This is a genomic window from Cyanobium sp. FACHB-13342 (assembly GCF_014697415.1).
GTDB lineage: Bacteria > Cyanobacteriota > Cyanobacteriia > PCC-6307 > Cyanobiaceae > Cyanobium_A.
In genome coordinates this window covers 20,337-28,895 of the sequence record NZ_JACJRT010000017.1, presented here as the reverse complement: position 1 = coordinate 28,895, position 8,559 = coordinate 20,337, and the positions used below count along the sequence as shown (strand labels likewise).

Sequence of the window (8,559 nt, the reverse complement as noted above, 5' to 3'; positions counted from 1 at the left end):
GGCGACTCAGAAAACTTACAACACCGTCGGCTCGCGCCTCCTTCTGTCGTAAGCCTGCTCGCTCAGGTCTCCCTTCCGCGCGCAGTCCAAAAACATAACACCTCAGTGCCCCCCGCTGCAAGCAACGGTGTCGATGGCGACAGCAGATCGCTGCAAAACCCTTGCGGCACAGGGCGGCTGTCCAAATCCAACAGCGCTTCTATGGTGCGGCCATGGCAAGGCATTTCAGCCAGGAACAGCTGCGGGTGCGCCCCAGCTCCAAGGAAGAAGCGGTGGTCGCCAGCGCGCGCGAGCACTTCGAACGCACCCTGGTGCGGGTGCGCGGAGAGCTCGTGGGGTCGGTGGCCGCCCTGGAGCACCCCAACAAGAGCGATGCCGCCAACTACGGCGAGGTGTTCTTGCGCGACAACGTGCCGGTGATGCTCTACCTGCTCGTGCAGGGGCGTTTCGAGATCGTGCGCAACTTCCTGACGGTCTGCCTCGACCTCCAGAGCAGCACCTACCAAACCCGGGGCGTCTTCCCCACCAGCTTCGTGGAGCAGGACGGCGAACTGATCGCCGACTACGGCCAGCGCTCCATCGGCCGGATCAGTTCGGTGGACGCCAGCCTGTGGTGGCCGGTGCTGTGCTGGCTTTACGTCCAGCACAGCCGCGATGTGGAGTTTGGCACCAGTCAGAAGGTGCAACGGGGCGTGCAGCTGCTGCTGGATCTCGTGCTCCATCCCAGCTTCGAGGGCACTCCGGTGCTGTTTGTGCCCGACTGCGCCTTCATGATCGACCGTCCCATGGATGTGTGGGGGGCGCCGCTCGAGGTGGAGGTGCTGCTCTTCGGCTGCCTGCGCAGCTGCTGCCAGCTGATGGAACTGGCCCAGAAGAATTCCATGAGCCGGCTGCTCGACCAACGGCTTGGGCTCACCCGCCAGTGGTTGCATGATCTGCGCTCCTTTCTGCTGAAGCACTACTGGGTCACCAGCAAAACCATGCAGGTGCTCCGGCGCAGACCCACCGAGCAGTACGGCGATCAGCAGCACGAAAACGAATTCAACGTGCAGCCCCAGGTGGTGCCCCCTTGGTTACAGGACTGGCTCGAAAACCGCGGCGGCTATCTGATCGGCAACATGCGCACCGGCCGACCGGACTTCCGCTTCTACAGCCTCGGTAATTCCCTCGGCTGCCTGTTCGGCCTGCTGTCAGCCCCCCAGCAGCGGGCCCTGTTCCGCCTGGTGCTGCACAACCGCAAGCACCTGATGGCCCAGATGCCGATGCGCATCTGCCATCCCCCCATGGAGGTGGAGGAATGGGCGGAGAAAACGGGCTCGGATCCCAAAAACTGGCCCTGGAGCTACCACAACGGCGGCCACTGGCCCAGCCTGCTCTGGTACCTCGGTGGGGCCATCCTGCTGCACGAGCAGAGGCATCCCGCCGCCGATGTGCTGCTGATGGGTCAGATGAAGGCCATGCTCGAGGAGTGCTACTGGAGCCAGCTCAACCAGCTGCCGCGCCAGCAATGGGCGGAATACTTCGACGGCCCCACCGGCACCTGGGTGGGCCAGCAGGCCCGCACCTATCAGACCTGGACGATCGTGGGATTTCTGTTGTTGCATCACATCCTGCGGGTCAACCCCGAGGATGTGGCCTTGCTCGATCTCCATGGGAACGGGGCCCTTGGCTGAACAGGCGACCCCGCGCACAAAAAAGCCGCGACCGAAGCCGCGGCGAGAGAGGAGCATTGGTCTGATCAGGGATCAATCGGAGATGACCGATCGGGACGTCCGGCTCAGAACAGGCCGAGGGTGAGCGACTTGTCGATGGGCAGGGCCGCGCCAATGCCGAGATAGATGGCGAACACGGTGCCAAACAGGAACACGCCCATGGCCACCGGACGGCGGAAGGGGTTCTGGAACTTGTTGAAGCTCTCGATGAAGGGCACCAACATCAATCCCAGGGGGATCATGGTCTGCAGGGCAATACCCAGCAATTTGTTGGGGACCACCCGCAGGATCTGGAACACCGGGTAGAGGTACCACTCGGGGAGAATCTCCAAGGGGGTGGCGAAGGGGTCAGCCTTGTCGCCCAGCATCGCCGGGTCGAGCACGGCCAGGCCGACCATGCAGCCGATGGTCCCGAGGATCACCACCGGGAACATGTAGAGCAGGTCGTTGGGCCAGGCGGGCTCGCCGTAATAGTTGTGGCCCATGCCCTTGGCCAGCTTGGCGCGCAGGTTGGGATCGGTGAGGTCGGGCTTCTTGAGGATGTGCATGGCCGGGTGCCGGGAGCAGGGATCTCAGGGGACGGTGGATGGAGCCTAGAGGGAATGGAGCGGCAGAGGGGACCGCCGCATCAATGGGTCACAAGGGACCGGAAATGCCCTGCTTCCGAATCATCAGGAAGTGCATGAGCATGAACACCGCCAGCAGCCAGGGCATCACAAAGGTGTGCAGGCTGTAGAAGCGGGTGAGGGTGGACTGGCCCACGCTTTCCCCGCCGCGCAGCAGTTCGACCATGAAGTCGCCGACCACGGGGACGGCGGCGGGCACACCCGAAACGATCTTGACGGCCCAGTAGCCCAGCTGGTCCCAGGGGAGGGAGTAACCGGTGACGCCGAAGGAGACGGTGATCACAGCCATGGTGACGCCGGTGACCCAGGTGAGCTCCCGGGGGCGCTTGAAGCCACCGGTGAGGTAAACCCGGAACACGTGCAGGATCAGCATCAGCACCATCATCGAGGCACTCCAGCGGTGCACCGAGCGGATCAGCCAGCCAAAGCTGACGTCGGTCATCAGGTACTGCACCGAGGCGTAGGCCTCAGCCACCGTGGGCTTGTAGTAGAAGGTCATCGCAAACCCAGTGGCGAACTGGATTAGGAAGCAGACCAGGGTGATGCCGCCCAGGCAATAAAAAATGTTGACGTGGGGCGGCACGTACTTGGCGGAGATGTCGTCGGCAATCGACTGGATCTCAAGGCGCTCTTCGAACCAGTTGTAAACCGGGTTCGAAGCCTGTCCGGAGTTTCCAGCAGGAGTGTTCGCCATGCAGCTGGGTGGTTTGGTTGCGAGAGTCTACCGATGAACCCGAGCCGCTCGTGAGTGCTCCGCGCCCCAGGACCAGGCCATCTCAACCCTTTGCAACAGCGCGGAAACCCCTGTTGAAACGCCGGGCTCGCCCCCTGCTCCCCCACCTCATGGCCCAGGGCCTGGGGCTGGTCCTGGCCCTGGCCTTGCTGGCCGGCCCCGCCGTGGGGGGGCTGGCCCTCAGCGACACCCAGCAGCTGGTGGTGGACGCCTGGCGGCTGGTGAACCAGAGCTATGTGGATCCGGACCGCTTCGACCAGGTGCACTGGAAACGTCTGCGCCAGAAGGCCCTCGAGCAACCCATCACCAGCTCCGCCGCGGCCTACGACGCCATCGAGGCCCTGCTCACGCCCCTGGGTGACCCCTACACGCGCCTGCTGCGGCCCGATGACTACGCCACCCTGCGCTCCAACACCCAGGGCACCGTGACCGGGGTGGGCCTGCAACTCGGCCTGCGCCGCAGCGACCAGGCCATCGTGGTGATCGCCCCCCTCGATGGCTCGCCTGCCGCCGAGGCCCAGATTCCGAGCGGGGCTGAAGTGGTGCGGGTGGATGGCCAGACCGCTGCCGGGCTCGGACTGGAGCGCTCCGCCGCCGCCCTGCGGGGGCCTGCCGGCAGCAAGGTTCTGGTGCAACTTGACGTGCAGGGAACCCCCCGGGAGGTGGAGCTGGAACGCCGTCAGGTGGACCTGCGACCCGTGCGCAGCAAGCGAATTCGGGTGGGAGACCACACCCTGGGCTATCTGCGGATCACCCAGTTCTCCGAACCGGTGCCCCAGGACGTCCAGGACGCCCTCGATGCCCTGAGCGCCAAGGACATTGAGGGGCTGATCCTGGATCTGCGCAACAACTCCGGCGGCCTGGTGAGTGCGGGCCTGGCGGTGGCCAACGACCTCCTCGATGGCGCTCCCATCGTGGAAACCCAGGACCGCGACGGACTCCGCTCCCCCGCCCAGGCAGGCCCGGGCCAGCTCTACGGCGGACCGATCCTCACCCTGGTGAATGGCGGCACAGCCAGCGCCAGCGAAATCCTGGCGGGCGCCCTGCAGGACAACGGCCGCAGCGCGCTGGTGGGCAGCCGCACCTTTGGCAAGGGTCTGATCCAGACCCTGATTCCCCTGGGCGACACCAGTGGCCTGGCGGTGACCGTGGCCCGCTACCTCACCCCCAGTGGTCGGGACATCCAGAACCAGGGCATCGAGCCGGATGTGGTGCTGGCCGAGCCCGAACCCCTGGATCCCGGAGGCGACGGGGACACCTGGCTGGAGCAGGCGGGCCGCTTGCTGGTGAGCCGCCTGGACGCGACCCTCTGAGCATGGGGGAACGCACCTACCACGACCCACTGCACGGCGCCATCCGACTTGATCGCTCGGATCCAGCCGAGGCCCTGGCCATCGACCTGATCGACACGGCCCCCTTCCAGCGCCTGCGCCGGGTGCGCCAGCTGGGGCCGGCTTTCCTCACCTTCCATGGGGCCGAATCGAGCCGCTTCACCCACTCGCTGGGGGTGCTGCACCTGGCCCGCCTGGCGCTGCGGCAGCTGGAACGCCACCATCCCGAGCTGGCGGAGCACCGGGCCGTGCTCTACGCCGCCGCCCTGCTGCACGACGTGGGCCATGGCCCCCTGAGCCACTCGGGCGAAGAGATGTACGGACTGCATCACGAAGCCTGGTCAGGCCGGCTGATCCGGGAGCATCCGGCCCTGCGGGACTGCCTGGAGGCCCAGGCCCCGGGCAGCGCCACCGCCGTGGCCGACCTGCTCGAACACGGCCACCATCCCAGCCGCGCCATCAAGGCCCTGGTGAGCAGCCAGCTTGATTGCGACCGGCTCGACTACCTGCTGCGGGACAGCTACAGCACCGGCACGACCTATGGCCGCCTGGATCTGGAGCGGATCTTGGCGGCCCTCACCCTGGCCCCCGACGGCCAGTTGGCCATCACCCCCAAGGGGCTGATGGCGGTGGAGCACTACCTGGTGGTGCGCAACCTGATGTACCGGAGCGTCTACAACCACCGGCTCAACGTGGTGTGCAACTGGCTGCTGAACCAGGCCATTGCGACCGCCCGCCGGCTGGGGCCGGAGCAGGTGTGGGCCGACCCGGTGATGGAGCGCTGGCTGTGGCATGGCCCGGAGCTCGATCTGGAGACCTTCCTGGCCAACGACGACATCCGCACCGGTTACCACCTGATGCGCTGGATGGAGGAGGGGCCGGCTGAGCTGCAGGACCCCTGCCGCCGGCTGCTGGAGCGCCGTCTGCTCAAGGCCACCGATGTGAGCCACGAGGAGCCGGGCCGTCGTCTGGAGCTGCTGGCGGCGGCCAGGCAACTGAGCCAAGCCGAGGGCCTGAATGCCGAAACCAGCTGTGGCCTGCAGCAACGCCAGAGCCGCGGCTACCACCCCTACAAGGGGGGATTGCGACTCTGGGACGGCGAGCACCTGCAGGCCCTGGAGCACCGCTCGACCCTGGTGCAGAGCCTCACCGTGCCGGTCGAACTGGCTTGGCTGATCCATCCGGCAGAGGTGGCACCTAAGTTGCGCCAGTTGCTGAACCGTTGAGCCGGTTGGCTGATGGGAGAGAGCCAGCGATGCAAGCCGTATTGATTTCAGACTCCTCGGGACTGGGAGTCCATGTCCTGCGGCTGCCGGAGCCCCAGGAGGCAGGGGCGGACGACGTGGCCGCACTGGTGCAGGGGGCCCTCACCAGTGCGGCCCTGCTGGGCAGCAGCCCGTTGCGGGGTGCCGTGCGGTTGGAGGCCGGCGCCAGACGCCTCAGCCTCACCCCCCTGCGGGAGCTACGGGAGGGATTGGCGAACCAGCAGTTGGAACTGGTGCAACTCACCAGCAGCCATCCCCACACCCACGTGGCCGCCGCGGCCCTGGGCATCGACAGCCGCTGGCCCCACGCCGATGATCCGAACGGGGGCCACGGGGGCGATGGCGATCCAGCCGTGGAGCTGGTGGTGCACCAGGGCACGCTGCGCTCCGGCGACCATTTGCAAGTGGCTGGAACGGTGCTGCTGCTCGGGGACGTGAACCCCGGGGCGCGGATCTCCGCCGGCGGCCACGTGCTGGTGTGGGGTCGCCTGCGGGGCATCGCCCATGCGGGCTGCCACGGCGACAGCACGGCCCGCATCGTGGCGCTCCAACTCCGGCCCCTGCAGTTGCGCATCGCCACAGCCGTGGCGCGGGGGCCTGAGGGGGTACCACCGCAGGGGTTGGCGGAGGAGGCCCGGATTGTGAATGGGGCCATTCAGATCGACCCCGCCCAACCGAGCTGGCCCCTCAGCGGTTGATCACCCCTAGGCCACCCAGCACCCCGGCCACCGCCATGAACCAAAGCGGTGAAATGCGGGTGCGCAGCATCAGCCCACACACCACCAGCGACACCAAGACGCCAGGAGTATTGGTATCGGCCGTGCGCAGGATCTTCAGCCCCACGGCAAACAGGATGCCCAGGGTGATCGGCCCCAGCCCCCGCTCAAAGGCCACCCGCCATGGGGAGTGCTCCAGACGCTTCCAGCTCAGGCAGGCCACCACCATCACCAGGGTGGACGGCACCAAAATGGCGGCCTCGGCGCCATAGGCGGTGATCAGGGCCCAGAACGGTCCTTCCCGCCAACTGGCGCCCAGACCCAACAACCCCACCAGCATGGAGCTGGGACCCGGCGCCGCTTCGGCCAGGGCATAGAGATCGGCGAACTGGGCATTGCTGAGCCAGCAGAACTGACTCACGGCCAGATGGTGGTACTCCGCCAGCAGGGTGTTGCCGCCGCCGAGGGAAAAGAGCGACAGGGACAAAAATTCCCCGAGCACCTGCAGCAGGGTGCCCAGGTCGGAGAGGCGGGCGGGCTCACAAGCGGCCGCAGACGCGAGCAGCCCAGTCATGGCGGGGCCGACCGATGGGGCCAATACCAAGCCATGGCCAACGGAGCGGCCACGAGCACGGCCGGGATCAGGCGCACATGCCACCAGGTGAGGGCAACAAACACCGCGGCCGCGAGCAGCAGGGCCACCCGATCGTTCCAGTATTGATCGAGGATCTTGAAGCCCATGGACAGGGCCATGCCGGCCGCCGCGGCCACCACCCCCGCCAACACCCGATCCACCACCGGAATGGTGTGGAACTGGAAATAGGCCAGGCCCAGGGCCATCAAGAGCGTGAAGGGCAACAGCAACATCCCGGCCAGGGCCACCAGGGCCCCGGCCAGGCCGTGGAAGTCGGCGCCGATGTAAACAGCCATGTTGATCTGGTTCGGCCCCGGGAAGAGCCGGGCCACGGTGAGCCCCGTGAGGAACTGCTCGTTGGTCATCCAGCGTCGCTGCTCCACCACGATCCGCTGACTCCAGGCCGAGAGGCCGCCGCCAAAGGAGGAGAGCGCCACCTGCAACATGCCCCAGAAGAGCTCGGGGAGGCTGGGGCGGGGGGCCAAGGCGGGCTCAGTCATGGACGAAATGGGGATCCGGCGGCAATTCGCCGGCCTCATGGAGGCTGGGATCAAGGGGATCGGGAGCGTGGTACTTCTTCGCCGCCGCCCAGTCCGCCTCAAAGGTGCTGCGCAGGCGGGCCACCACCTCGGGAGCATCGGACTCAATGCCGAGCTCCCGGCGCAGGTCAAAGGCACTGCGGTCGATGTTCATCGAGCCGGTCTGGGCGAAGGCCCCATCCACGAGCAGCAGCTTGGCGTGCAGCTTCAGGTGTTTCTGGCGCCGCACCTTGACGCCGAAGCGCTCCATCACCCGTAGCGACGAAAAGGTGTCATAGATGTCCCAGTCGGAGATGCCGTGCTTGCCGCCGCAGAGCAGGCGCACCTTCACCCCCCGCTCCCGGGCCGAAATGATCCGCTCCAGGATCACCGCATCGACAAACTTGGGGTGCTGGATCCACAGCGTTTGGCTGGCCATGTCGATGATCCGGGCCATCTGACCGCGGCTGTGCACGCTGCTCCACACCAAGCCCACACCGAGATCGGGATGGAAAAAGCTGCGGTTCCAGTCGGCCTCAAAGCCGGCGATCACCTGCTCCACCACCGCCGGGGCATGGCTGACGATCCCGTAATCCCGGGTTTGGGTGAAGTATTTGTCGCTGAGGTTGAAGGTGGAGATCAGGGCGCAGGAGCGGTCCACCACCAACGACTTCTCATGGGTGACCGGAAAGGCTTCGCTGGTCCAAGCCACCTGGATGCCCCACTCCTGCAGCTGGGCATAGGCCTCGTCGTTCCAACGATCGCCCCCGGAGGTGTGGGGATTGAGCATCACCCGCACCTCCACCCCGCGCTGGTGGGCCCGCCGCAGGGCCTGCTCGATGGTGGGCGATTGCAGCTTGAACTGCTTGAGCCGCAGGGTTTCGGCGGCGCCATCGATCAGGGCCACCACCGCCTCCGCTCCGTCATCGGGCATCACCAGCAGCTGCTGGTGGGATGGCCGCTCACCCGGAGCTGGCGGCATCGCCGCAAATTCCATCGACAGAGTCATCCCTGCAGGGCCACC

General features: G+C 66.5%; 9 protein-coding genes. 4 read left to right on the top strand and 5 right to left on the bottom strand.

Annotation, left to right across the window (positions count from 1 at the left end; genetic code table 11):
* Nucleotides 1-212: 212 nt before the first annotated feature.
* Nucleotides 213-1,673 carry a glycoside hydrolase 100 family protein gene (locus H6G16_RS12845; protein ID WP_190390727.1) on the top strand — a complete coding sequence of 487 codons (1,461 nt, stop codon included), beginning with the start codon at nt 213-215 and terminating at the stop codon, nt 1,671-1,673.
* A gap of 104 nt (nt 1,674-1,777) precedes the next feature.
* Here H6G16_RS12845 and petD read toward each other — a convergent pair whose 3' ends face one another.
* Together petD and petB are read right to left on the bottom strand one after the other, a co-directional pair.
* Nucleotides 1,778-2,260, bottom strand: coding sequence for a cytochrome b6-f complex subunit IV (petD, locus tag H6G16_RS12840; protein ID WP_190390726.1), 483 nt, complete (start codon nt 2,258-2,260; stop codon nt 1,778-1,780).
* A gap of 88 nt (nt 2,261-2,348) precedes the next feature.
* Complete coding sequence (petB, locus tag H6G16_RS12835) at nt 2,349-3,032, bottom strand: cytochrome b6 (protein ID WP_190390725.1); 684 nt, start codon at nt 3,030-3,032, stop codon at nt 2,349-2,351.
* 149 nt (nt 3,033-3,181) lie between these two features.
* Between petB and ctpZ the strand changes: the two genes are divergently transcribed.
* Genes ctpZ through H6G16_RS12820 form a run of 3 tightly spaced genes read left to right on the top strand, consistent with a single transcriptional unit; the run spans nt 3,182 to nt 6,365 of the window.
* Entirely contained in the window at nt 3,182-4,384 is a 1,203-nt protein-coding gene (gene ctpZ, locus H6G16_RS12830; RefSeq protein ID WP_190390731.1) for a carboxyl-terminal processing protease CtpZ, read from the top strand.
* A gap of 2 nt (nt 4,385-4,386) precedes the next feature.
* Nucleotides 4,387-5,628, top strand: coding sequence for an HD domain-containing protein (locus H6G16_RS12825; RefSeq protein WP_190390724.1), 1,242 nt, complete (start codon nt 4,387-4,389; stop codon nt 5,626-5,628).
* 29 nt (nt 5,629-5,657) lie between these two features.
* Nucleotides 5,658-6,365: a septum site-determining protein MinC gene (locus H6G16_RS12820; protein WP_190390723.1), complete on the top strand. Its 708-nt coding sequence runs from the start codon at nt 5,658-5,660 to the stop codon at nt 6,363-6,365.
* Here H6G16_RS12820 and H6G16_RS12815 read toward each other — a convergent pair.
* The 3 genes from H6G16_RS12815 to H6G16_RS12805 are packed head-to-tail and all read right to left on the bottom strand — an operon-like array spanning nt 6,355 to nt 8,544.
* On the bottom strand, nt 6,355-6,957 hold the full coding sequence (locus tag H6G16_RS12815) for a chromate transporter (protein WP_190390722.1): 603 nt from the start codon (nt 6,955-6,957) through the stop codon (nt 6,355-6,357). The two genes, H6G16_RS12820 and H6G16_RS12815, sit on opposite strands and share 11 nt — an antisense overlap.
* Nucleotides 6,954-7,517, bottom strand: a complete 564-nt coding sequence (locus H6G16_RS12810) for a chromate transporter (RefSeq protein WP_242036439.1) — start codon at nt 7,515-7,517, stop codon at nt 6,954-6,956. The genes H6G16_RS12815 and H6G16_RS12810 overlap by 4 nt, the downstream gene beginning before the upstream one ends.
* On the bottom strand, nt 7,510-8,544 hold the full coding sequence (locus H6G16_RS12805; protein ID WP_242036438.1) for a phospholipase D-like domain-containing protein: 1,035 nt from the start codon (nt 8,542-8,544) through the stop codon (nt 7,510-7,512). The genes H6G16_RS12810 and H6G16_RS12805 overlap by 8 nt, the downstream gene beginning before the upstream one ends.
* Nucleotides 8,545-8,559: the final 15 nt, after the last annotated feature.

What these genes read in the sequence shown, in the direction of transcription:
- H6G16_RS12815 (WP_190390722.1), bottom strand. Translation starts at nt 6,957, where the DNA reads ATGACTGGGCTGCTCGCGTCTGCGGCCGCTTGTGAGCCCGCCCGCCTC.
- H6G16_RS12810 (WP_242036439.1), bottom strand. Translation starts at nt 7,517, where the DNA reads ATGACTGAGCCCGCCTTGGCCCCCCGCCCCAGCCTCCCCGAGCTCTTC.
- H6G16_RS12825 (WP_190390724.1), top strand. Translation starts at nt 4,387, where the DNA reads ATGGGGGAACGCACCTACCACGACCCACTGCACGGCGCCATCCGACTT.
- petD (WP_190390726.1), bottom strand. Translation starts at nt 2,260, where the DNA reads ATGCACATCCTCAAGAAGCCCGACCTCACCGATCCCAACCTGCGCGCC.
- H6G16_RS12805 (WP_242036438.1), bottom strand. Translation starts at nt 8,544, where the DNA reads ATGACTCTGTCGATGGAATTTGCGGCGATGCCGCCAGCTCCGGGTGAG.
- H6G16_RS12820 (WP_190390723.1), top strand. Translation starts at nt 5,658, where the DNA reads ATGCAAGCCGTATTGATTTCAGACTCCTCGGGACTGGGAGTCCATGTC.
- ctpZ (WP_190390731.1), top strand. Translation starts at nt 3,182, where the DNA reads ATGGCCCAGGGCCTGGGGCTGGTCCTGGCCCTGGCCTTGCTGGCCGGC.
- petB (WP_190390725.1), bottom strand. Translation starts at nt 3,032, where the DNA reads ATGGCGAACACTCCTGCTGGAAACTCCGGACAGGCTTCGAACCCGGTT.
- H6G16_RS12845 (WP_190390727.1), top strand. Translation starts at nt 213, where the DNA reads ATGGCAAGGCATTTCAGCCAGGAACAGCTGCGGGTGCGCCCCAGCTCC.